The sequence below is a fragment of the Microbispora sp. NPDC049125 genome, assembly GCF_040802045.1.
GTDB lineage: Bacteria > Actinomycetota > Actinomycetes > Streptosporangiales > Streptosporangiaceae > Microbispora.
The window spans coordinates 1-23,333 of record NZ_JBEZDW010000065.1; the positions used below are offsets into that span (position 1 = coordinate 1).

Annotated in this window: 17 protein-coding genes and 1 pseudogene; 8 read left to right on the forward strand and 10 right to left on the reverse strand. The window is 71.2% G+C overall.

Features of this window, described 5'->3' with window-relative positions; translation table 11 throughout:
• Window positions 1-115 precede the first annotated feature (115 nt).
• Window positions 116-1,255, reverse strand: a complete 1,140-nt coding sequence (gene rpoD / locus AB0B72_RS38780) for an RNA polymerase sigma factor RpoD (protein WP_367744692.1) — start codon at window positions 1,253-1,255, stop codon at window positions 116-118.
• A gap of 146 nt (window positions 1,256-1,401) precedes the next feature.
• Window positions 1,402-3,336, reverse strand: a complete 1,935-nt coding sequence (gene dnaG, locus AB0B72_RS38785; protein ID WP_367744665.1) for a DNA primase — start codon at window positions 3,334-3,336, stop codon at window positions 1,402-1,404.
• 170 nt (window positions 3,337-3,506) lie between these two features.
• Between dnaG and AB0B72_RS38790 the strand changes: the two genes are divergently transcribed.
• Window positions 3,507-4,346 (forward strand): M23 family metallopeptidase, encoded by an 840-nt coding sequence (locus AB0B72_RS38790; RefSeq protein WP_367744666.1) that lies wholly within the window; start codon window positions 3,507-3,509, stop codon window positions 4,344-4,346.
• Window positions 4,347-4,349: 3 nt separating this feature from the next.
• On the opposite strand, the gene AB0B72_RS38795 is transcribed toward AB0B72_RS38790, so the two are convergent.
• Window positions 4,350-5,663 carry a deoxyguanosinetriphosphate triphosphohydrolase gene (locus AB0B72_RS38795; RefSeq protein ID WP_367744668.1) on the reverse strand — a complete coding sequence of 438 codons (1,314 nt, stop codon included), beginning with the start codon at window positions 5,661-5,663 and terminating at the stop codon, window positions 4,350-4,352.
• A gap of 199 nt (window positions 5,664-5,862) precedes the next feature.
• Here AB0B72_RS38795 and AB0B72_RS38800 point away from each other — a divergent pair, with 199 nt between their 5' ends.
• A complete protein-coding gene (locus AB0B72_RS38800) occupies window positions 5,863-6,678 on the forward strand; it encodes a hypothetical protein (RefSeq protein WP_367744669.1) in 816 nt (271 codons plus the stop codon).
• A gap of 33 nt (window positions 6,679-6,711) precedes the next feature.
• On the opposite strand, the gene AB0B72_RS38805 is transcribed toward AB0B72_RS38800, so the two are convergent.
• Together AB0B72_RS38805 and ppdK are read right to left on the reverse strand one after the other, a co-directional pair.
• Window positions 6,712-8,586, reverse strand: coding sequence for a M14 family zinc carboxypeptidase (locus tag AB0B72_RS38805; protein ID WP_367744670.1), 1,875 nt, complete (start codon window positions 8,584-8,586; stop codon window positions 6,712-6,714).
• 148 nt (window positions 8,587-8,734) lie between these two features.
• A complete protein-coding gene (gene ppdK / locus AB0B72_RS38810) occupies window positions 8,735-11,368 on the reverse strand; it encodes a pyruvate, phosphate dikinase (RefSeq protein ID WP_367744671.1) in 2,634 nt (877 codons plus the stop codon).
• A gap of 318 nt (window positions 11,369-11,686) precedes the next feature.
• On the opposite strand from ppdK, the gene AB0B72_RS38815 reads away from it, so the two are divergent.
• Entirely contained in the window at window positions 11,687-13,168 is a 1,482-nt protein-coding gene (locus AB0B72_RS38815; protein WP_367744672.1) for an alpha/beta hydrolase, read from the forward strand.
• Between the two features lie 9 nt (window positions 13,169-13,177).
• Here AB0B72_RS38815 and AB0B72_RS38820 read toward each other — a convergent pair whose 3' ends face one another.
• The gene (locus tag AB0B72_RS38820; protein WP_367744673.1) at window positions 13,178-14,197 is read right to left on the reverse strand and encodes an aldo/keto reductase; all 1,020 of its coding nucleotides are present in this window, start codon (window positions 14,195-14,197) and stop codon (window positions 13,178-13,180) included.
• 106 nt (window positions 14,198-14,303) lie between these two features.
• On the opposite strand from AB0B72_RS38820, the gene AB0B72_RS38825 reads away from it, so the two are divergent.
• Window positions 14,304-15,251, forward strand: coding sequence for an AraC family transcriptional regulator (locus AB0B72_RS38825; protein ID WP_367744674.1), 948 nt, complete (start codon window positions 14,304-14,306; stop codon window positions 15,249-15,251).
• A gap of 48 nt (window positions 15,252-15,299) precedes the next feature.
• Here AB0B72_RS38825 and AB0B72_RS38830 read toward each other — a convergent pair whose 3' ends face one another.
• From AB0B72_RS38830 to AB0B72_RS38845, 4 genes are all read right to left on the reverse strand, one after another.
• Window positions 15,300-16,337: a hypothetical protein gene (locus AB0B72_RS38830; protein WP_367744676.1), complete on the reverse strand. Its 1,038-nt coding sequence runs from the start codon at window positions 16,335-16,337 to the stop codon at window positions 15,300-15,302.
• Window positions 16,338-16,700: 363 nt separating this feature from the next.
• The gene (locus tag AB0B72_RS38835) at window positions 16,701-17,282 is read right to left on the reverse strand and encodes an ATP-dependent Clp protease proteolytic subunit (protein ID WP_367744678.1); all 582 of its coding nucleotides are present in this window, start codon (window positions 17,280-17,282) and stop codon (window positions 16,701-16,703) included.
• 206 nt (window positions 17,283-17,488) lie between these two features.
• On the reverse strand, window positions 17,489-18,874 hold the full coding sequence (locus AB0B72_RS38840; RefSeq protein WP_367744680.1) for a glycine--tRNA ligase: 1,386 nt from the start codon (window positions 18,872-18,874) through the stop codon (window positions 17,489-17,491).
• Window positions 18,875-19,047: 173 nt separating this feature from the next.
• Window positions 19,048-19,365: an antibiotic biosynthesis monooxygenase gene (locus AB0B72_RS38845; RefSeq protein ID WP_367744683.1), complete on the reverse strand. Its 318-nt coding sequence runs from the start codon at window positions 19,363-19,365 to the stop codon at window positions 19,048-19,050.
• 67 nt (window positions 19,366-19,432) lie between these two features.
• Between AB0B72_RS38845 and AB0B72_RS38850 the strand changes: the two genes are divergently transcribed.
• From AB0B72_RS38850 to AB0B72_RS38865, 4 genes and pseudogenes are all read left to right on the forward strand, one after another.
• A complete protein-coding gene (locus tag AB0B72_RS38850; RefSeq protein WP_367744686.1) occupies window positions 19,433-19,864 on the forward strand; it encodes a DUF6703 family protein in 432 nt (143 codons plus the stop codon).
• A 116-nt stretch (window positions 19,865-19,980) separates the two neighbouring features.
• Window positions 19,981-20,370: a Fur family transcriptional regulator gene (locus AB0B72_RS38855; RefSeq protein ID WP_367744690.1), complete on the forward strand. Its 390-nt coding sequence runs from the start codon at window positions 19,981-19,983 to the stop codon at window positions 20,368-20,370.
• Between the two features lie 84 nt (window positions 20,371-20,454).
• The gene (locus AB0B72_RS38860) at window positions 20,455-21,003 is read left to right on the forward strand and encodes a CGNR zinc finger domain-containing protein (protein ID WP_367744691.1); all 549 of its coding nucleotides are present in this window, start codon (window positions 20,455-20,457) and stop codon (window positions 21,001-21,003) included.
• Between the two features lie 477 nt (window positions 21,004-21,480).
• Window positions 21,481-23,333: pseudogene (locus AB0B72_RS38865) on the forward strand (hypothetical protein); the annotation flags it as partial.

Genomic DNA, 23,333 nt, shown 5'->3' on the forward strand with positions numbered 1-23,333 from the left:
CCCCGCAACCACAACCACAAACCACCCGCCCCCGCCCCGAGCGCGGGGCGCGGCGCCCCCGCCCCCCCGGGGCGGGGCCCCCCCCCCCCGGCCCCCCCCCCCCCCCCCACGGCGGTCAGTCCAGGTAGTCGCGGAGCATCTGGGCCCGCGTGGGATGGCGCAGCTTGGCCAGCGTCTTGGACTCGATCTGCCGGATCCGCTCGCGCGTCACGCCGAACTCCCTGCCGACCTCTTCCAGCGTCCGGGGGTGGCCGTCGGCCAGGCCGAACCTGAGCTGGATGATGCGCTGCTCGCGCTCGGACAGGGTGGCGAGGATGTCGTCGAGCTGGTCCTGCAGCATGATGAACGCGGCCGCCTCGATCGGCACCACGGCGTCGGCGTCCTCGATGAAGTCGCCGAGGTCGGAGTCCTCCTCGCCGATCGGGGACTGCAGCGAGACCGGCTCCTGAGCGATGCGCTGGATCTCCACCACCCGGTCGATGGGCAGGTCCATCTCGGCGGCGATCTCCTCGGGGGCGGGCTCCCGGCCGAGATCCTGGTGGAGCTGACGCTGTACCCGGACCAGCTTGTTGATCGTCTCGACCATGTGCACCGGAATTCGGATCGTCCTGGCCTGATCCGCTATCGCCCGGGTGATCGCCTGGCGAATCCACCACGTGGCGTACGTGGAGAACTTGTATCCCTTGGTGTAGTCGAATTTCTCAACCGCGCGGATAAGACCGAGGTTGCCCTCCTGAATAAGATCGAGGAACAGCATTCCCCGGCCGACGTAGCGCTTGGCGATGGACACCACGAGCCGCAGGTTGGCCTCGATGAGCCGCTGCTTGGCCCGGACGCCGTCCCACACCAGGTCCTCCAGCTCGGGACGGACCAGCCTGGCGGCCACCGTCTCACAGAGCTTGTCCTCGGCGAACAGGCCGGCCTCGATGGCCTTGGCGAGCTCCACCTCCTCCTCCGCCGTCAGCAGAGGGACCCTGCCGATCTCACGGAGATAGATCCTGACCAGGTCACTGGTTGGCGCGCGTTTACCGACATCCTCCTCGTCGGGCCTGCTGGGCTCGTCATCGCCTTGCGGCTCGAGCACCTCGACCCCGTTCTCGGCGAGCATCCGGACGACGCGTTCAAGCGCGTCAGCCGGCAGCTCTGATCGGTCGAGCGCGGCGGCCACGTCGTCAACCGTGACGCTTCCGCGTTCCCTTCCCTTCGCGACGAGGTCCGCCACCTGGTCTACCGATGGCGGCCTGCTTGGCAGCACCGATGCACCCACGCATCACAGTGTGCGGTATAGGCACAGGGAAATGGCAGGCCTATTTTTGTCACCCAAGGTAAGGCGGAAGTCAATACCGAACCGAGATCAAAACATGTGTTTGGCGGATGTGAGATCTGGAAAGGTTTGCTTATTCACGCTCCGGTGGCGCGTTCTCGCAACACCCGTCGCTGCTGTTCGAGAGCCACGAGCTCCCCGAAGAGCCGGTTGTACTCCTGCTGCTCCTCGACCGGGTTGAGCCGCTGGAGCCGCGACTTGACCTGCGTGACGGCCCGCGCGACGGCGGTCTCCTGGAGCTTGGCCAGGACCGCCGCGCCGTACCGCTCCTCGCCGGTGACGTCCGCCCGCAGGGCCTCGACGGCGAAGCGCGTCACGAGCGACCGCAGGTCGATCCCGGCCTCCCCGGGCGCTTCGGCGGCCTGGGCCAGCAGCAGGTCGACCCATTCCCGGCCGCCGGGGCCTCCGGCGGCCGTCCCCCCGGCCGCGGTGATGAGCGAGTGGAGCGCGACGTGCTCGGGCAGGGTGAACGCCTCAGAGCCGAGCGCGTCGAACTCGGGCCCGAGCAGCGCGGGCCGCTGCACGGCGAGCTTGAGCGCCTCCGCCTCCAGTCGCAGGGCGGGGTCGAGCGGCTCCTGGCGGGCCGGCGCGGCGGGCCCCCCAGGCGCTCCAGCGGCTCCAGACGTTCCAGGGCCGCCGGGACGGCCCGGCTGGCGCGGGTGCCCCGGGCCGCGCTGCTGGGCCCGTCCGATGATCTGCTGGATGCGCTGGATGACGAAGCCCTCGTCCATGAAGCCGAGCCAGCGGTCGAGGTCGACCACGTAGGTCTTGCGCAGCCCCGGGTCCTTGATCGCGCCCACGATGGGGGCTGCGGCGTCCAGCGCCGACAGGCGGCCCTCGTTGGTGTTCAGGTCATAGCGCGACAGGACGCTGCGCAGGGCGAAGGCGAACAGCGGCTCGCGGCTGGCGACCAGGTCGCGGACGGCGGCGTCGCCCTGCTTGACCCGCAGGTCGCACGGGTCGAGCCCGTCGGACTGGACGGCGACGAAGGTCTGGGTGACGAACTTCTGCTCGTCGGCGAACGCGCGGAGGGCCGCCTTCTGCCCGGCGGAGTCGCCGTCGAAGGTGAAGATGACCTCGCCCCGGAACTCGGCCTGGTCGAGGAGAAGCCGGCGCAGGACCTTGATGTGTTCCTCACCGAACGACGTGCCGCAGGTGGCCACCGCGGTCGGCACCCCGGCCAGGTGGCAGGCCATGACGTCGGTGTACCCCTCGACGATCACCGCCTGGGAGCGCCGGGCGATCTCCCGCTTGGCCAGGTCGACGCCGTACAGCACGGAGCCCTTGTGGTAGATCGGGCTCTCCGGGGTGTTCAGGTACTTCGGGCCGTCGTCGGAGTCGAGCAGCTTGCGCGCGCCGAACCCGATGACGTCGCCGGTGATGTCGCGGATCGGCCAGACCAGCCGGCCCCGGAACCGGTCGACCGGGCCCCGGCGGCCCTCCCGGGCGAGCCCTCCCTTGATGAGCTCGGAGGAGGTGAACCCGCGGCCCATCAGGTGCCGCGACAGCGCCTCCCACTCGGCCGGGGCGTGGCCGACCCCGAAGCGCTCGGCGTCGGCGCGCTCGAAGCCGCGCTCCGACAGGAAGCGCCGGCCGGCCGCGGCGTCGGGCGCGGCGAGCCGCTCGGCGTAGAACTCGGCGGCGGCGCGGTGCGCCTCGATGAGCCGCTGCCGCTCCCCCTGCTCGCGGCCGGGGACGTATCCCCCCTGCTCGTAACGGAGCTGGATCCCGGCCCGCTGCGCCAGCCGCTCGACGGCCTCGGTGAAGGTCAGGTTCTCGATCTTGCGGACGAACGTGATGACGTCGCCACCCTCGGCGCAGCCGAAGCAGTAGTAGTAACCCCTGGCCGGGGTGACGTTGAACGAGGGCGACTTCTCCTCGTGGAAGGGGCACAGGCCCTTCAGGTTGCCGCCGCCGGCGTTGCGCAGCTGGATGTGCTCGCCGACGACGTCGGCGATCGCGGAGCGCTCCCGCACGAGCGCGATGTCCTCGTCACTGATCCGCCCTGCCACGCTCGCGAGTCTAGAGCCTGCCTGCGACACGCCGGGCTCCGCCCGTCACACGGCATCGGCAGACGAGATCGGTCCATCACGGTATAGACGTGACTTTTCCGAACTGGTCGTGACGATTCCCGTGGTCCGTTACAAAGGAAAGGTTCGGTAACGTCAACCAGGTGGAGATCATGCGATCGGGGAGACTGGCCGCCATCGCGGGCGCCACGTGCCTGGCCGCCGCTTGCGGCGCGCCCGCCGGTGTGGCGGGCGTGAGCACGCTGCCGCCCTCGCCTCCGGTGGGAGGCGCCCCGGCAGCCGCCGAGCCGTCCCCCACGGGGGCCGCCGGCCTGCCGCAGGCGGGAGATCCGGTACGGATCCCGCCGCCCAAGCTGTCCGCGTACACCTACACATTCCCCGTCAAGGGGTGCAAGGTGTCGTACTCCCGGAAGCTGCTGGTGCTGCCGAAGACCACGATCTGGGCGGGCAAGGGATGCGCGTTCGTCTCCCCGGTGGACGGCGTGGTCCGCGAGGTCAACCTCAGCAACCAGTGGAAGCCCTCCACGGACCACGGCAAGGACCGGGAGGGACGGTTCGTCACCGTGAAGGGCGAGGACGGCGTGCTGTACCTCGGCGGCCACCTCGACTCCGTCGAGCCGGGGCTGCGGCCCGGCGTCCGCGTCAAGGCGGGTCAGCGGCTCGGCCGGGTGGGCAACTCCGGAAACGCCCGCGACACCGCGAGCAACCTCTACTTCGCCGTCTCCTGGCCCGCGCCGCCCGCCTACTGGTGGGTTCGCCGCGGCATGGTGCCGCCCTGGACGTACCTCGACGCCTGGGACGACGGGAACCGCACGCTGTCGCCGCGCAAGGAGACCCTGGCCCTGCGCAAGAAGGTCGGCACGCTCCCGCAGTGCTCGCAGCTGTGCGCCTCCAAGCCGAATGAGCCGCAGCCCAAGGAGACCAAGCCGCCGAAGAAGGCCGACCCCGACGACACCCGCGTGGTGGTCCCCCTGAACGTCACGCCGGCCTAGGCCTCAGCCGAACCGGCCAGGGGCGCCGGAGTGCGCGGACAGCCGCCGGTGCCAGGCCATCGCGGAGGCGTCGGTGAGCGAGGCGATCTGGTCGACGACCGCGCGCAGCCTCCCGGCGTCGTCGGCGGCGTTCTCGAAGTCGTGCCGGAGGGCGGGCTCCAGCGTCATGGGGGCGCCGAGCACGATCAGGGAGCCCAGCTCCGCGATGAGTTCACGCTGCCGTGCCTGGGTGGCGTGATGGTCCTCCCGCGACATCACGTAGTACGCGGTGACGCCCTTGAGGAGGGCGCACTCCAGCCGGGTGGTCCTGGGCACGACGAGGTCCGCCGAGTAGCGGTCGCGCCCCTCACCGCCCGCGCGCCCCGGGACCGGGCGGCAGCCGTACGCCTCGCGGGTGGCGTCCTGCGCGGACCTGCAGAAGCGCCCGATGAGGGCGCTGGTGAGGCGCTTGAGCGCGGCCAGGTCGACCAGCCCGGCGTCGAAGCTGCCCGGCCACAACGGCTCGCCGACCAGCCGCGTGAAGATCTCCGCGAGCTCGGCCTCGTCGGCGTCCCCCGCGTACCAGTTGCGGGTCAGCCGGCAGACCTCCAGCCGCTCCTCCGGGTCGCGCAGCGCCTCCGCCGTGACATGGCCGGAGGTCAGCGCGTCCTCCAGGTCGTGGACCGAGTAGGCCACGTCGTCGGCCCAGTCCATGATCTGCGCCTCGAAGCTCACCGCGTAGTCGGGCGCCCCCTCCCGCACCCAGTGGAAGACGGCGAGGTCGTCGGGGTAGACGCAGTACGGCTGGCCGTCCCTCGCGTGGGGGACGCCGGGCAGACGGCAGGTGGAGCCCGCCCAGGGGTACTTGCAGACCGCGTCGAGGGCCGCCCGGGTCAGGTTGAGCCCGGCACTGCGGCCGTCCTCGGTGATGACCTTGGCCTCCAGCCGGGTGAGCAGGCGCAGGTTCTGGGCGTTGCCCTGGAACCCCCCGCACCCCGCGGCCATCTCGTTCAGGGCGGCCTCCCCGTTGTGGCCGAACGGAGGGTGGCCCAGGTCGTGCGCGAGGCAGGCGGTCTCCACCAGGTCGGGGTCGCGTCCGAGGATCTTGCCCATCTCCCGGCCGATCTGGGCGCACTCCAGCGAGTGGGTGAGCCGGGTGCGGGGGCTGTGGGGGCTGGAGTAGTCCGTCGGGGTGACCACCTGGGTCTTGGCGGCCAGCCTGCGCAGTGACGCGCTGTGCAGCACCCGTGCCCGATCCCGCTCGAACGCGCTCCGCTCGGGGTTGCCCGGCGGTTCAGGCACCCATCTCGCCTGGTCGTGCTCGTCGTAACGGGCCATGCGTCCTCCTTCCTCGCGGCGCCCCCCGGCAGCGGGGAAAGGAGCGTACCCCCGAACGCCCCGCTTCACGACAAATCCCGCCCCGCGTCACACGCGACGCGCCGCTCTTGTCGAGACCGGCGTCATGAGTGATACTCGGCTTTCCCTCCCCAAGGGACGCTCCGAGGAAGAACTCCCGCTCCCACGAAGGGCCTTGGTGGTGGATCAGGAGCTCGCGGAGGTCCTCCGTTCCGGGCCCTTCGAGCAGGCCCTGCGGGCCGCCATCCGCGCCCGCGGCCTGAGCCTCGATCGTCTGCGTTCCCGGCTGCGCGAGCGCGGCGTACGGGTCAGCCTGTCGAGCCTCAGCTACTGGCAGCGCGGCCGGTCACGCCCGGAGCGGGCGGCGTCGCTCGCGGCCGTACGGGAGCTGGAGGAGATCCTGGCGCTCCCCGACTACGCCCTGATCGGCCTGCTCGGCCCGCCCCGCCCGCGAGGCGGGCAGCCGGGGCGGGAGGCGCTGACCGTGCTCAGCCACCACGAGCAGGTGACCGTGGCGGCCGACCGGACCCGTCTTCTGGCGCGGGCGCGGATGGTGCTGCGGGCCACGGCCCCCGGGGCGGACCGCTACGTGGTCGCGCACCCCCCGGGGACGCGGCTGCTCCACACCGAGTACTGCAGGCTCGGGCGGAGCCGTGACGACGGCACGGGCGCCCGGACGCTCACCGAGCTGATCTTCGATCACCCGCTGGGGCCCGGGGAGACGCACGTCGCCGAGTACTCGACGGCGTTCTCCGGGCCTGCGCTGCGGGCCGACGAGCACCTGCGGCACCTGCGGGCGCCGGTCGACCAGCATCTCGTGCAGGTGCGGTTCATGGGCGCCCACCTGCCCGTGCGCTGTTTCCACACCTGGTCGCCGGACGCGTCGGCCCCGCCGAGGGACGCCGGCGAGCTGCGGGTCGACGCGTTCGGCACCGCCCACCTGGTGGACACCGGCGCCCGTCCCGGCGTGCGCGGCATCCGGTGGGAGTGGGACTGACGCCGTCGTCGGCGACTGCCTATCTACGACTGCCTACGACTGAGTGATCCGCACGTCGTCCACGGCGGCCTCGACGAGGCTCGCCGTCGACGCGTCGGCCGCCTCGACGACGACCCGCACCGTCTGCCCGGCGAACCCGGTGAGCGACGCGGTGGCCGTCGCCCACGCGGCGTCGCGGTCGGAGGCCGCGCCGAGCTGCTGGAAGACGGTGCTCGTCGTGCTCCCCGCCACGCTCACCCGCAGATAGTCGGCCGAGGACGCGTTGGACCCGTGGGCGAGGTACCAGGAGAACGACAGCGTGAGCGTCCCCGACGCCGGCAGCGTGATCGCCGGGGACCGGATCGTGGTCACCCCGCCGTCCACGTCGCCGTCGCCCGCGCTCGCCCCGGCCGCGGCGCCGGTCACCAGGTCGTAGGAGCCGCTGACCGGGGTGGCGAGCTGCTTGGGACCGCTGGAGTCCGTGGCCTGCGGGACGGCCCGCTCCCACACCCCCGTCGTCGCGGTGTCGGTGCCCGACGCGTTCGCGGTCCAGCCGGTGGCGGTCTCGAACGTGTCGGAGTAGACGGTCACCGGGGGCGTGCCGGTGCCGCAGTACGCGGCCTCCTTGCCGATGACCCGGTAGACGCAGTCGGCGTTGCTCACCAGCTGCAGCACAGCCGCCCGGTTGCGTGAGGTCTGCGTGGGGATCGCCTCGTCCGGCGGGTAGAAGCCGGGGCTGCTCGTCGTCGGGTACATCTCGAACGTGTAGCTGAAGATCTTCTGGGTCCCCCACAGCCAGTCGTCGATCGAGCCGTCGGTGATGTAGAGGTCGCTCGACTGCTCGGCCGTGTAGCCGTTCGTCGCCGCCATGCTGCGGCCGAGAGCGGCGTGCGCGTCCCTGTCGTCCTGCGTCAGCCCGGGGCCGGTGTCGGCCGTGGTGTACCCGTACGGCCACAGGACGAGCTCGGCGTAGGTGTGCCAGTCGATGGCGGCCTTGATCTGCTGGACGCCGCCGACCACCCGCCCGCGGACGAAGTTCGCCGCCTGCCGCACCTCGGGCGCCGACTCGGCGGACGCCCCCCGGTACGTCTCACTGGACGGGCTGCCCGACGAGCCGCCGCAGCAGCCCCAGTTGTAGGCCCAGTTGCGGTTGAGGTCGGTCCCCACGCTGGAGGAGCCGGAGTTGGGCTGCCGGTTCTTGCGCCACGACCGGTAGGACCCGGTCGCCACGTCGTACTCGCCGCCGTCGGGATTGAGGTCGGGCAGGATCCAGATCTCCCGCGTGTTGACCAGGCCGGTGATCTGGGAGTCGGAGCCGTAGCCGTCGGCGAACATGTGCATCACGTAGATGGCCATCTCGACCGTGAGGTGCTCGCGCGCGTGCTGGTGCGCGGTGAACAGCACCTCGGGCTCGTTCTCGTCGGTGCCGACGTTGTCGCTGATCTTCACACCGATCATGTCGCGGCCTTCGTATGACCGGCCGTAGCTGAACTTGCTCACGATGGCCGGGTGGGCGGCGACGAGCGCGTTCACCTCGGCGGTGAGCTCGGCGTAGTTGTGATAGCCGGAGTCGGCCGGGGGGAAGTCGAAGGTCCGGGCCTGCCCGTCGGCCTGCGAGCCGTCCGGGAGCTCGGTGACCCGGAAGCCCAGCGCGCGGATGGCCCTGACCTCCTCGGGTCTGGCGGTGACGACCAGGCCCCTGCCGTGGACCTCGTCGATCGCGGCTCCCGTGCGGGCCACGGCGCTGCGCTGGGCGACGGTCGCGGGGCCGTCCACCTGGTACTGCTTCGACGGCGGCGGCTCCGCCGAGGACGTCCCCGACGTCACCTGCGTCCCTGCGGAGGCCGACGACGCCGGGGGCCCGGCGGCCACGACGGCGAGGAGCGCCGTGAGGACCGCCAGCAGCGGTAGGTACAGACGTCTTCTCACTCCACGCCCTCCCATGCGGTAGGTACGTAGAGTGATCAAATCGGTTCACGCCATCAATAGCCCGTGACCCGCCACACCCGCTCGGTCAATTCCCTCCGATCCGACCAGGGACTTCCACAACCGGTCCGGGGAATCTGTGGAATTCCACTCAGCGGGTGTCCGGCCCGGAGCCGGTCAGGGCCGCCCGGCCGGCCTCCAGCCGGGCCACCGGGATGCGGAACGGCGAGCAGGACACGTAGTCGAGCCCGATCTCGTGACAGAAATGGACGGAGTCGGGGTCTCCCCCGTGCTCGCCGCAGATGCCCATCTTGAGACCGGGCCTGGTCCGCCTGCCCTCCTCCACCGCCATCCGCATGAGCCGGCCCACGCCGCCGACGTCGATGGACTCGAACGGCGAGACGCCGAAGACGCCGAGGTCGAGGTAGCGGCCGAAGAACGCGCTCTCGACGTCGTCCCGGGAGAAGCCCCACGTCATCTGGGTCAGGTCGTTGGTGCCGAAGGAGAAGAACTGCGCCGCCTCGGCGATCTGCCCGGCCGTGAGGGCCGCCCTCGGCACCTCGATCATCGTGCCGATGAGCGCGTCAACGCCGGCGTCGGCGAGAATCGCCGCGGCCTCCTCGCGGACGATCTCCAGCTCCTGGACGGCCCCGACCAGCGGGATCATGATCTCCGCCCTGGGGTCGGCGCTCCTGCTCGCCGCCGCGGCGATGGCCCGCACCTGCATGGCGAACAGGCCGGGGACGGCCAGCCCGAGCCGCACGCCGCGCAGGCCCAGCATCGGGTTCTCCTCATGCAGCCGCCGTACGGCGCCGAGCAGTTCGCGGTCCTTCGCGGCGGCGCCGTCGCCCGCGAGGGCCACCCTGACCGACAGCGCGGTGAGGTCGGGCAGGAACTCGTGCAGCGGCGGGTCGATCAGCCGGATCGTCACCGGCAGCCCCTCCATGGCGGCGAACAGCCCGGTGAAGTCGGCCGTCTGGAGCGGCTCGAGCGCGTCGAGGGCCGCCTGCCGCTCCTTGGGTGTGGTTGCGAGGATCAGGTCCTCCACCAGCCGCCGCCGTTCGCCCAGGAACATGTGCTCGGTGCGGCACAGGCCGATCCCCTGGGCGCCGAACCGGCGGGCGCGCGCCGCGTCCGCCGGGGTGTCCGCGTTCGCCCGTACGGCCAGGCGGCGGACGGCGTCGGCGCGGGCCATGACGCGGTCGACGGCGCGCACCAGATCGTCGGCGGGGGGCGCGCCCTCGAAGTACTCCGCCACGGGCGAGGCGACCACGGGCACCTCGCCGAGGTAGACCGCGCCGCTGGTGCCGTCGATGGAGATGACGTCGCCCTCGCCGACCGTCACCCCGCCGGGGGCGGTGAACCGCCGGGCGTGGGTGTCGACGTCGAGCTCCTCGGCGCCGCACACGCAGGTCTTGCCCATGCCGCGGGCGACCACGGCGGCGTGCGAGGTCTTGCCGCCCCTGGAGGTGAGGACGCCGTGCGCCGCGATCATCCCGGACAGGTCGTCTGGGTTGGTCTCGCGGCGTACGAGGATGACCGCCTCCCCCTCGGCGGCCAGCTCGACGGCGCGCTCGGAGCTGAAGACGGCGCGTCCCACGGCGGCCCCCGGCGAGGCGTTCATGCCGGTGGTCAGCCGTGGGCCGGTGGTGGCGGAGAACCGGGGGAACATGAGGTGCGCGAGCTGGTCGCCGGTGACCCGGGTCAGGGCCTCGTCCATGTCGATCAGGCCCTCGTCGACGAGCTGAGTGGCGATGCGGAAGGCCGCCTCCGCCGTCCGCTTGCCGACCCGGGTCTGGAGCATCCACAGTCTGCCGCGCTCGATCGTGAACTCGATGTCGCACAGGTCGCGGTAGTGCCGCTCCAGCCGGGCCATGATGTCGAGGAGTTCACGGTAGGACGCGGGGTCGATGACCTCCAGCTCCTGGAGGGGGACGGTGTTGCGGATGCCCGCCACCACGTCCTCGCCCTGCGCGTTCTGCAGGTAGTCGCCGTAGACGCCGCGCCTGCCGGAGCCGGGGTCGCGGGTGAAGGCCACGCCGGTCCCCGAGTCCGCGCCGAGGTTGCCGAACACCATGGTGACCACGCTGACGGCCGTGCCGAGCCCGGCGGGGATGCGCTCCTGGCGGCGGTAGAGGACGGCCCTGGGGGCGTTCCACGACGCGAAGACCGCGTTGATCGCGAGCTCCATCTGCTCGCGGGGATCGGAGGGGAAGTCGCGCCCGGTCTCCGCCCGGACGATGCCCTTGAAGGTGCCGACGAGCCGCCGCAGGTCGGCGGCGTCGAGGCCGGTGTCCTCCCGGTCGCCCTTCAGCTCGTCCATCGCGGTCTCGAACAGGTCGCCGTCGACGCCCATCACGGTCTTGCCGAACATCTGGATGAGCCTGCGGTAGGAGTCCCACGCGAAGCGTTCGTCGCCCGCCTGCTTGGCCAGGCCGAGGACCGACCGGTCGTTCAGCCCGATGTTGAGCACCGTCTCCATCATCCCGGGCATCGAGAACTTCGCCCCGGAGCGGACACTGACGAGCAGCGGGTCGTCCGCGTCGCCGAGCCGCCTGCCCGTACGGGTCTCCAGGCCGGCGAGATGGGCGCCGACCTCCTCGCCGAAGCCGTCCGGCAGGTCGCCGCCGCGGAGGTAGTGGCGGCACGCCTCGGTCGTGATGGTGAAGCCGTGTGGCACCGGCAGACCGAGATTGGTCATTTCCGCCAGATTGGCGCCCTTACCACCGAGCAGGTCCTTGAGGTCCTTGTTGCCCTCGGTGAAGTCGTAAACGTACTTGGGCACGACAGGCTCCTTCCGGCTTCAATGAAACGCGCGGATCAACCCCGCACCCGGACTCTACCGATGAAATTCCCCATCTAATCGCACACCTGACCAGATGCGGCATATCCCCAGCTAGAGGTACATACGGAGGTCTACTCCTCTCCTCTCCGCAGTAAAGCCCACTGGTATGAACCAATCGCGGGCTCCATGCGGGCAATTGGTGTAGACCTTTCGGGAAACGATGATCCGGTGAGTCTGCCCGCGCCCGGCGCGGCCCTGCGGTATGAAAGGAGCACCCCTCCGATTAATCGTCTTAATCGTCGACTGCGGAGGGTGCTCGTGTCGCGAAGGGTCGTTCGCGCCGTGCTGGCGGCAATCGTGGGGGCCGGCGCGATGTCGCTGGCGGCGACCGGCTGCGGCGGGGGGAGGTTCGCCGTCGCCGGCCACGCCACCCCGTCGGCCGGGCTGTCGTGGGGCCCGTGCAAGGAGGCGTCCTCCTCGGCCGGGTTCGAGTGCGCCACGATGCCGGTCCCGCTCGACTACGCCAAACCCGAGGGCGAGAAGATCGGAATCGCGCTCGTCCGGCTGCGTGCGACCGACACCGGCAGGCGGATCGGCGCGCTGGTGTTCAACTTCGGCGGGCCGGGCGGCTCCGGCGTGTCCACGCTGCTCAACGCGGCGTCCGCCTTCGCCGCCCTCGGCCGCCGCTACGACCTGGTCAGCTTCGACCCCAGAGGCGTGGACCGCAGCGGAGGCATCCACTGCCTGAGCGGCCCGCAGATGGACCAGTGGCTCTCGCGGGAGCCCAGCGACAGCACCGAGGAGGAGACCCGGCTCGCCACCGACTTCGCGCGGGGATGCCAGCGGTCCGCCGGACGCATCCTGCCGTACGTGGGGACCATGAACGCGGCACGCGACATGGAGTCGCTCCGCCAGTCCCTGGGCGAGCCGCGGCTCAACTACTTCGGCTTCTCGTACGGCACCCACCTCGGCGCCGTCTACGCCACGCTCTTCCCCCGGGCCGTCGGCCGGATGGTGCTGGACTCCGCCGTCGACCCGTCGGTCGGCATGCTGGACATGGCCAAGACCCAGGCGCTCGGCTTCCAGAAGGCGTACGAGGACTATCTGGCCGACTGCGCGAAGACGCGGACGAGCTGCCCCCTCGGGGCGGACACCGCCACGGCGAACGCCACCGTGCTCAACCTGCTGCGCGGGCTCGAACGGCAGCCGGTGAAGTCGGACGGCCGCGTGGTGACCGAGGACATCGCACGGGCCGGGGTCGTGCAGGCGCTGTACAGCAGGCTCACCTGGCCGCTGCTGACCGAGGCGATCCGCGACGCCGGGAAGGGCGACATGCGGGGGCTGCTCACGCTGGCCGACGAGTACGCCGGACGCCGGCCGGACGGCACCTACACGAGCCTGCAGTTCTCGCTGCCCGCCATCCTGTGCGCCGACACCACCGACCGGCCGAGCGTCGCCCAGGCGGAGGACCTGGCACGGCGGCTGGACGCGCAGACCCCGCTGTTCGCCCCGACCGCCGCGAGCGCGGGAAGCTGCAGCGTCTGGCCGGTGCCCGGGAACGACGCCGCCCGGCGGGTGAACGCGACCGGGTCCAACCCCATCGTGGTGGTCGGCGTCACCAACGACCCCGCCACGCCGTACCAGTGGGCGCCCAGGCTCACCGCCCAGCTCCGCACCGGCGTGCTGCTCACACTGGCCGGAGAGGGACACGGCGCGTACGGCCAGAGCCCCTGCATCGACACGGCGGTCAACTCCTACCTGCTGGGCGGCAAGGTGCCCGCCAAGGGCCTTCGCTGCTGAACGGCGGCGTCAGGCCGTCTGGGGGTAGCGGTAGGACCGGTCGGCCTGTATCCAGCCGGGATACTCCACCGGGAGCGCGCTGACCGCGTCCAGCTCGGCGAGGTCCTCCGCGGTCAGCTCCAGATCGGCGGCGGCCAGGTTCTCCTCCAGCTGGTCCGGGCGTTTGGCTCCGATGATGGCGCTGGTCACGCCGGGCTGCGCGAGCACCCAGGCCAGCGCCACGCGGGCCACCCCGGTCTCGTGCCGGGCGGCGACCACGCGCAGGGCGTCGATGACGTCGTACGCGCGTTCCGCGTTCACCGGCGGGAACTCGTACTGGGCACGGCGCGCGCCGCCGTCGCTGGAGCCGTTCCGGTCGAACTTGCCCGACAGCAGGCCGCCCGCGAGGGGGCTCCAGACCAGCAGGCCGAGCTTCTCCTCCCGCAGCAGCGGCAGGATCTCCCGCTCGATGTCGCGCCCCGCGAGCGAGTAGTAGGACTGCAGGGAGCAGAAGCGGGCCCATCCCCGCCGCTCGGAGACGCCCACGGCCTTCATCATCTGCCAGGCGGTCAGGTTGGAGGCGCCGATGTAGCGGACCTTGCCCTGGCGCACGGCGTCGTCGAGGGCGGCAAGCGACTCCTCGAAGGGCGTGATCGGGTCCATGTTGTGGATCTGGTAGAGGTCGACGTGGTCGGTGCGGAGCCTGCGCAGGCTGTCTTCGAGCGACCGCATGATGTGCAGCCGGGACTGGCCGACCTCGTTGGGGCCTGGGCCCATCCGCGCGGTCATCTTCGTGGCCAGCACCACGTCACGGCGGCGATCCCCGAGCACCTGGCCGAGCAGGTCCTCCGACGCGCCCGTGCCGTAGACGTCGGCGGTGTCGATCAGGTTCACCCCGCGGTCGAGGGCGGCGCCGACCAGACGGCCGGTCTCCTTGACGTCCAGGCCCCCGACGGTCTTCCAGGGCTCCTCCCTCCCGCCGAAGCTCATGGCCCCCAGGGAGAGGCGGGAGACGAAGACGCCGGTGGTCCCGATTTGCGAATATTGCACCGTTTTGTACCTTTCGGAGGAGTGGGTCGTGAGCACGCTACAGCGACCCACCCGGGCTCTCCATGAGGCAGAGTCCGCCATCCATGCGCGATCGTCCGGAGTAGCCGTGGACCCTCTGTCCGACGTCCTGACCTTGCTGAACATCGGCGGCGCCTACTCGTCCCGGTTCGAGGCGACCGGCCGGTGGGCGCTGCGCTTCCAGGGCTACCGGCACATCAAGGTCGGCGCCGCGGTGTCCGGCTCCTGCCTGATCACCGTCGACGGCACCCCGGCGGTGACGCTGTCGGAGGGCGACTGCTACCTGCTCACAGGCGGCCGGCCGTACGAGGTGGCCGACGGCCCCGATGCCGAACCGGTGGACGGCCACGACGTCTACCTCCGGGCCCCCGATCCCCGGAACGTCCGGTACGGCACCGCCGGCCCGGACGCGGCGCGGACCGTCCTCGTCGGCGGCAGCATCACCCTCGACGACACGAGCGCGGCCCTGCTCCTCGACTGCCTGCCACCGATCGCGCGCGTTCCCTCGGGCAGCCCTCAGGCCCGGGTTCTGCGCCCCCTGCTGGCGATGCTCGCCGACGAGGCCACGGGTGAGCCGCTGGGGGCGGAGATCATGAATGAGAACCTGACCCGGATCCTGTTCGTCCAGACCCTGCGCGCGCACCTCGCCGGCGCGCGGGACGTGCCCGGCTGGCTGGGGGCGCTGAACGACCCGCAGATCGGCGCCGCCCTCGCGCTCATGCACCAGCAGGCCACTCGCCGCTGGACGGTCGCCTCCCTCGCCGGTCAGGTGGGCCTGTCCCGCTCGGCCTTCGCCCAGCGGTTCCGGTCCCTCGTCGGGCTGCCGCCGCTGGACTACCTGACCCACTGGCGCATCCGGTCGGCGGCCCGGGCGCTGCGTACCGGTGACCGGACGGTCGCCTCGGTGGCCGCCGAGTGGGGGTACGCCTCGGAGAGCGCCTTCAGCAACGCCTTCAAGCGCGTCACCGGGCATCCGCCGTCCCGGTACCGGGACGCGGGGCCCATTCCCGCCGCCGCCCCTCCCCTCGCCGGCTGACAGGCCGGGCCGGCCCTCCCGGGGAGGCGAGGGCCGGCCGGCGGGCGATCAGGGCGTGGGAGCCGGGGCCGGGGTGTCCGTGGGCGTGGGCGTGGGGGTCACGCTCTCCGTGGGCGTATCGGTCGGGGTGGGCGTGTCGGTCGGGGTAGGCGTGTCGGTCGGCGACTCAGTGGGGGTGGCCGTCGGCGTCGGGCAGGGCCGGGGAGCGCGCCAGACGGGCTTCCCGCCGCGCCACTTCAGGGAGTACAGAGAGATCCTGCCCAGGTGGCCCAGCTTCTTGCTCGGCCGCGAGAGGTCGAAGACGTGGGCGGCCGTCGCCTGCTCCCCCTGAGGGGCGGCGGACGTCGTCTCGACCTGCGAGGGGATGGTGTCCGTCCCGCTCGGGGGTGTCGGGGTCGCCTCGGTGGTGGGTGTCGCCTCAGTGGGAGTCGGGGTGGGCGTGGGGACCGCCTCAGTAGGCGTGGGGACCGCCTCAGTAGGCGTGGGCGTGGCCTCGGGGAGAGTCGGCGTGCCGGACGGAGCCGGGCTCTCCGGGGCGGGGTCCTGCGTGCCGGCCTGGATGGGCGCGACCACGGAGACCCAGGCGTTCTGCGGGATCTCGCCGCCGCGGCGGCCCGTGAACACCTGTGTGGAGTCGTCGATCGCGTACGACCGCTCGAAGCCGTCCTGGCTTCGGATGGTGATCGAGCCCTCCGTCACGGCGACCGCCTTGCCGGTCTGGGTGAAGACCGTGACGACGCCGCACAGGTCCTTGGTCGGCACGACCACCTCGCCGTGCAGCGCGTCGAGGAACGGACCCACCAGGGGCACCTCGACGGCGGGAACGGGGGCGGGCGTGACCGCCAGGGTCTCGGCCGGGGTGGCCGTCGGCGTCACGGTGATCGTCGCCGTGACCACGGGGTCGGGCACGGGAGTCTCGGTCGGTGCGACGGGCGTGGCAGCCGATGCCGCCGTCACTCCGATGCCGCCTGACGCGGTCAACACGAGCGCGGTCGCGAGGATCATGGGCGGGAAGATCCGCCGGCGTGGCTCGCCCGATCCGGTCGACGGTCCCTTCTTCGGGCGGCGGGGGTTGGTCGGCGTCACCGTTCCTCCATATCGATCGATCGATGGTCTCCGCCGAACCGGCGGTGGCCGTAACGGAGCATTTTGCCCCAATACCCCACTGAAGCACTCGGCACATTTGTTGCCAAACCGTGTCACTTCTGAGCGGTTGTGGAGACCTTCCCCATCGATGCCGACTCCATGCGAGGGAATCTGCGCCCTTGAGACGTCCTGGTTACCTTTCGGCAGATCACAGGGCGATTGGCTGGATTGAGAATTTTTTCGTAGCCGCCTGTCCGTAACCTCCGTTCCGGACCATCGGCGGAGTCAGGGGGCCCGGTCAGGGGGCACGGTCAGGGGGCACGGTCAGGGGGCACGGTCAGGGGGCACGGTCAGGGGGCACGGTCAGGGGGCGGGGCGGACGGCGGCCACGCCCGTCACCACGTGGTCGACCATCCCGTACTCTCTGGCCTCCTCGGCGGTGAACCAGCGGTCCCGGTCGGCGTCGGTCTCGATGCGCTCCACCGGCTGGCCGGTGTGGAAGGCGATCCGCTCGGCCAGCGTCCGCTTCGAGTGGCGCATCTGCTCCGCCTGGATCGCGATGTCGGCCGCCGTGCCGCCGATGCCGCCGTGCGGCTGGTGCATCATGATCCGGGCGTGCGGCAGCGCGTAACGCTTGCCGGCGGCCCCCGCGCAGAGCAGGAACTGTCCCATTGACGCGGCCAGTCCCATGCCGACCGTGACCACGTCATTGGGGACGTACTGCATAACGTCGTAAATGGCCAGCCCGGCGGAGACCGACCCGCCCGGGGAATTGATGTAGAGGCTGATGTCGCGCCGGGAGTCGTCGGCGGTCAGCAGGAGGAGCTCCGAGCAGATCCGGTTGGCGATCTCGTCGGTGACCTCCTCACCGAGCACGACGATCCGCTGCTCAAGCAGGCGCTGTCCCAGCTGGCCGGATGCGAGACGGTCGTACGTCGGGTCCATTGGGTCCCCCTTCGACAGTGGTGTGGCGGGCTGAAAAGACCATAACCCCCGACCACCGGAAAGGGCCCGGCCGTTTCGCCGACGGCGCATTTCACCATTGGCGCATTACTCTTTCAGCGAATTCCCGGACACCGGGAGAACATAGGAAAAGGCGCCTCCCCGGAATTCCCGGAAGGCGCCCTTTCCCGAAGCCGGAGCCTGGGCCGTCAGTCGTTGAGGTGCTGACGCAGGTACGACTCGACCTGGTCGAGCGCGACCCGCTGCTGGGACATGGTGTCCCGCTCCCGGATCGTCACGGCCTGGTCCTCCAGGGTGTCGAAGTCGACCGTAATCGCGAACGGAGTTCCGATCTCGTCCTGGCGGCGGTAGCGGCGCCCGATCGCGCCCGCGTCGTCGAAGTCGACGTTCCACCGGCGGCGCAGCAGCGCGGCGAGGTCACGGGCCTTCGGCGACAGGTCGGCGTTACGCGACAGCGGGAGCACCGCCACCTTGACCGGGGCCAGCCGGTGGTCGAGCCGCATGACCGTCCGCTCCTCCATCACGCCCTTGGAGTTGGGCGCCTCGTCCACGGTGTAGGCGTCGAGGAGGAACATCAGCGTCGCCCGGTCGACACCCGCCGCCGGCTCGATGACGTACGGCACGTAGCGCTCGCCCGATTCCTGCTCGAAGAACGACAGGTCCGTTCCGGACGCCTTGCCGTGCGCGGTCAGGTCGAAGTCGGTGCGGTTGGCGATGCCTTCGAGCTCGCCCCACTCGCCGCCCGTGAAGTTGAAGCGGTACTCGATGTCGACGGTGCGCTTTGCGTAGTGGGCCAGCTTCTCCGCCGGGTGCTCGTACAGCCGGAGGTTGTCCTTGTTGACGCCCAGGTCGACGTACCAGCGCAGGCGCTCGTCGATCCAGTACTGGTGCCACTCCTCGTCGCTGCCCGGCTTGACGAAGAACTCCATCTCCATCTGCTCGAACTCGCGGGTGCGGAAGATGAAGTTGCCCGGCGTGATCTCGTTGCGGAACGACTTGCCGATCTGGCCGATGCCGAACGGGATCTTCCTGCGGGCCGACTGCTGCACGTTCAGGTAGTTGATGAAGATGCCCTGCGCCGTCTCCGGCCGCAGGTACGCCAGGCCCGACTCGTCCTCGACCGGGCCGAGGTAGGTCTTCAGCAGGCCGCTGAACTGCCGCGGCTCGGTGAACGTGCCCTTGTTGCCGCAGTTGGGGCAGCTCACGTCGGCCAGGCCGCCCGCGGGCTCGGCGCCGTGCTTGGCGGCGTACGCCTCCAGCAGGTGGTCGGCCCGGAACCGCTTGTGGCACGACTGGCACTCGGTCAGCGGGTCGGTGAACGTGTCCACGTGCCCGCTGGCCTGCCACACCTCGCGGGCGAGGATGACGGACGAGTCGAGGCCGACGACGTCGTCGCGGCCCTGCACGACGGACTTCCACCACTCACGCTTGACGTTGTTCTTCAGCTCGACACCGAGAGGCCCGTAGTCCCAGGACGCCCGCAGGCCTCCGTAGATCTCGCTCGACGGGAAGACCAGGCCCCGCCGTTTGGCGAGACTGACGATCGTTTCCAGGACGTCGGTGCGGCGTGCCATCAGTGGAGCTCCATCCGGCTGGGTGTCGGCGTTTGAGATCGGGGCCGGGATCCAGGTGATCCCCGGTGAACCGGGCCGGGCAGCCCGGCGGAGTCGCGTGCCGCGAGCAGCCGTACGGCTGGGCACCTGCCCGAATCCGTGGTCCAGCTTAGGGGAATCCCAAGCCGCCGCGCTCAGACCTCGCCAACGGCGCCCTCGGAGCCCGCCTCGCCGGGCAGGCCGTACACCCCCTCGTACGCGCTCGGCTCGTTGATCATGAGGGTCATCAGCGGGTACATCGCCATCCGCGCCGCCGACAGCGCCCGGCGGTAGAACCCCGCGCCCTCCCACTCGCTGACCACGGCCCACAGGGCCGGCTCGTCGACCGCCCTGCCGACCTGCCCCCGCAGGTATCCGGGCTGACCGGCGAGAACGTCGAGGATGGCACGGGCCTGCACGGTGAACTCCCCGGCCTGGGAGCCGGGCACCGAGTAGCGGATCACGGCGAGCATGGCGCCCAGCATGCCACCACGCCGCGCGGAGGTGCGCCCCGGCCACCGGGGTGGCTAGGCTCGGAACGTGGGAAGCGAAACCGATCCGCCCCGGCGCCCGAAGGTCCAAGCGCACCCGCTCGCGCGCAAGCCCGCCCCCGGTGCGCGCGCCGCCCGCGGGGCACGACCGGCGCGACGGCCGCTGCCCGCCGGTGAGCAGTTCTTCACCCCGGGCGCGACGGGGGTGCGGCGGTCGGTCGAGCAGAGGAGCGCCGCGCCGCTGGTCTTCCTGTTCCAGCTTCCGCGCTGGCTGGTCCCGCTGGCGATGGTCGTCCTGCTGCTCGGCGGGCTGGTCCTGCCCGACTGGCGGGGAGCCGTGGTCGTCGCGCCGGTCCTCGTGTTCGTCGTGTGGCTGGCCTACCTGTCGTGGCCGTCGCTACGTCCCAGCGGGAGGCTGCTGCGGGTGGCGCTGGTGACGTTCCTCGTGTTGCTGACGGCGACCCGGCTCGGGCTGATCTGAGCGGCCCGCGCGTACTTTGGCAGTGTGGAGGGCGCGGGACAGGGCGGGTCCGTCCGGTCCTCACCCTTCGCCGGGCTCGGTAGATTCATAGTGCTGAGCCGTACACAGGAGCCCTGATGACCAAGAGCCGCGACGCCGTTCACGAGATCCTCCGCCAGAGCACCGGTTTCCGGAGCGCGCAGGACGTGTTCGCCTCGATGCGCGCGGACGGCTCGAAGATCGGCCTGACGACCGTTTACCGCGCGCTCCAGTCGCTGTCCGACGCGGGCTGCGTCGACGTGCTGCGCACCGACGACGGCGAGTCCGTCTACCGGGCGTGCGAAAGCGAGACGCACCACCACCATCTGGTCTGCCGCCTCTGCGGCCGCACCGTCGAGGTGGCCGGGCCCGCCGTGGAGCGCTGGGCCGAGGTGGTCGGCGCAGAACACGGGTTCACCGAGATCACGCACACCGTCGAGGTCTTCGGCACCTGCGGGTCGTGCGCGGCCGCCGCGGCGGCCGGCTGATCGTGACGGGGTTGTGCGGTCATGGCGACCGCTCCGAGCCTCCCCGCGGGGTACGCTGCCCCCGCCCCGACATAGGGAGATGCCATGCCCTTCAGCCATGACATGGTGTACTCGCTGGCCACCGTGGTCGACCTGATCAACACCAGGTCCGGCGAGCGGGACGGGCTGGCCGACATGGCGGACCTCGAGGCGCTCGTCAGACGCCGCCACGTCAGCGAGGTGGGAGCGCTCACCACGCGTGACCTCGCCGAGGTGCGGACGCTGCGCGCCGCCTTCCACGAGGTCTTCACCGCCCCCGACCGGGCGACGGCGGTCGCGCGGCTCAACACCCTGCTCACCCGGACGCGGATCACGCCGAGTCTCACCGAGCATGACGGCTTCCCCCTGCACGTGCACTACTTCGCGCCGGGCGCCTCGGTCGCCGAGCATCTCGCGGCCGACTGCGGCGTCGCCCTCGCCCACGTCCTGGTCGAGGACGAGTGGGAACGGCTGCGGACGTGCGCCGCCCCCGACTGCGCGCACGTGTTCGTGGACGAGTCGAGGAACCGGTCCCGGGTCTACTGCGACAGCCGTACGTGCGGGAACCGCATGCATGTGGCGGCCTACCGGGCACGCCGCCGCCCGGTGCCCTGACCTGGCCCCTGTCCGGGAGGCGGTGGGGTGGGCGACCCGGTGCCGGGCAACGACCGGCAGCGGCGTCCCCTCCCCAGCCATACGGTTCCTGCCATACGGGTCCAGCCGTTCGGGGAGCGGGCGTGCGGCCGTTCGGGTCCTGCCGTTCGGGGAGCGGGCGTGCGGCCGTTCGGGTCCTGCCGTTCGGGGAGCGGGCGTGGGGCCGTTTCGAAACGCTCCCCAGCAGCTCGGAGACGGGGTCCAGTCGTTCGGTAGATCTTTTGCGGCGCTTGTGACCTGGTCTTATGTCCGGGCTTTGCACCGTATTTTGTCGGTGGCGGTCGATAGCGTGGGGGTTGTTGGACCGTTCCGGCGGGGTGAAGGGGGTGCTCGGGGGTGTCAGTTGGTTCGATCGATGACTGTTCGGCCGAGGAGCACTCCTCACCCGTTCCGGCCTTCTCCTTCGCCTTCGCCGACGGTGCCGGCACTGGCGCCGGTGTGAACGGGGCGGTTCCTGAGCTGTTGAAGGGCACTCCGCTCGATCCGTATTTCGCCTCGCCCGGCAGAGATGACCGCAACGCCGGTGGCGGCGTCCCGATCGGCGGATCGCCCGGCGATGACCGGTCAGTCGCCGGTGATGCGATCGGCGAACCCGTCGGCACCAGTGTCGGCGACGCTGGTGTTGGGGCGGCGGGGTCGGGGGTGCTGGCGAGCGAGTTGCTGGCGATCGCCGCACGGTTGGCGGTTGCCGCCGTGCCGGACATTCCAGGACTGTGCCTGGATGAGGCCGAGACGCTGATACGGGCGCGGGATCTGGTGACCTCGGCGCTGGCCGCCCGGGTGCAGCGGGTTCATGTGACCGGTGAGGCCAAGGCGCACGGGCATGCCTCCACCGGCACCTGGCTCCGCTCCAGCACGCCCATTCCCAGCCCGGCCACCACAAACCCGGCCACCACAGACCCCGCCACTCCCGATCCGGCCACCACAGACCCGGCCGTCCGCGACTCCGCCACCGGCCTGACCACTGCCGATCCCGATCTCCTCACTCCCGATGCGGGCGCCACTGTTGCGGACCGCACGGCAGGCGCGTCCGTCGGCGGTGATGCGGTCGGTGCTGGTGGGGGATCAGTCGGCAGGGTCGGGCCGGGGATGGGGAAGGGGGGTGCGGCTCAGCTGATGCGGATGGCCGTGGAGTTGGCTCGTTTGCCGGTGATCCGGGAGCGGTTTGCTTTGGGTCTGTTGCCGGAGGGGTCGGTGGAGGCGATTACGGCGGTGACGGCCAAGTTGAGTGACGAGGATGCCGTGCGGGCTGAGCCGATCGTGGCGGAGTTGGCCGGGAACGGTTCTCCGGCGCAGATCGCCAAGGTCGGCCGATATCTGCGGGAGTTGCTGAACCCGGGCACGCTGGACAAGGAGTGCGACGACGATTACGCCGCCCGGTTTTTGTTGATGCGGCAGTCGCGTACCGGTGGAGTGGAGGGAGAGTTCCGCCTTGCGCGGGAGGCGTCCGCCGCGCTGGTGGAGTTCATGACCGCCTACGCCCGCCCCAAAGACAAAGACGACGACCGGCCCTTGCGGGTCCGCCAGGCCGACGCCTTCGCCGCCTTGCTGACCAAGAAGGTCTCCACCGAGTTGCTGATCTTGGTCCGCGCCGAATCGATGCCCGACGACGTACCTGCCGCACCCGGTATGGACGACAGCAGCGACGGCGCAACCACCGACGCCCCGACCACCGGACCCGCCATCCCCGCCGAGCCCGGCCAGTCCGGCCAGTCCGGCCAGTCCGCCGAGTCGATCCCCACCCCGACCCTCCAGCCGGACACCCCACCCCATCAGCCCGAACACCCCCGCTCCCCCGAGCCCGGAGACGATCACACCCGGCCACCCGAGGGGTACTCCCGTCAGCAGGCACCACCCGGCGGGGCATCCCCGCCTGGGCACGATCACCCACAACCGGACACAGGCACACGCGCGGGCAGCAGCACCGGCGTGGGCGCCAGCACGCACACTGGCCCGCGCACAGCCACGGGCACGGGTGTGGGAAGCGGGAAACACGCGGACCGGGACGCGCATGCGGGCACCGACGCGCATGCGGGCACCGACGCGTATGCGGGCGCCAGCGGGTCCGCGGGCACCGGTGCGGGCAGCGGAGGACGCGCAGACCGGGGCACCCAAGCGGAAACCAGAGCGTCTGCGGATGCGTGTCGTACGTGTGGGCATGCCCCCGATCGGCTCGCGCCCGGGTTGCTGATCGCTACCGGGCACCTGCTGCCGATCAGCGACATCCACCGCCTGGCCCGCACCTCACGCCTGACCCGCCTGGTCATCAACACCCAAGGACAAGTCCTCGA